This is a genomic window from Acidovorax sp. SRB_24, assembly GCF_012931925.1.
This window is the reverse complement of record NZ_MWOM01000316.1, coordinates 1-296: the sequence shown is the minus strand read 5'-3', so window position 1 is coordinate 296 and position 296 is coordinate 1. Positions and strand designations below refer to the sequence as shown.

Annotated in this window: 1 pseudogene; it reads right to left on the bottom strand. The window is 72.0% G+C overall.

Going from position 1 to position 296, the window contains the following annotated elements:
- Positions 1-296 (bottom strand): annotated as a pseudogene (locus tag B2J89_RS22090) (tetratricopeptide repeat protein); the annotation flags it as partial.

Genomic DNA, 296 nt, shown 5'->3' with positions numbered 1-296 from the left:
GTCCTGCTGGATCACCGACCAGTACAGCGCGGTGGCGGCCGCCTCGTCGGCGGCAGACAGCGGTTGCGTGCAGCCGGAAAACACCGGCGGCAGCGGCACCAGGCCTTGCAGGCCCGGGTGCTGCAGCGCCTGCGCCAGGCGCGAGATCTGGTGCAGCATGCGCCCGCTCGGGCGCATCGGTCCGGGCCACAGCGACGCGGCCCAGTGCGTGGCCTGCGGGCGCTGCTGCACGGCCGGAAAGCGCGAATAGACGTCGTCCTGCCAGCTGAACCACTGCTCGATGGTGTCGGCCATGC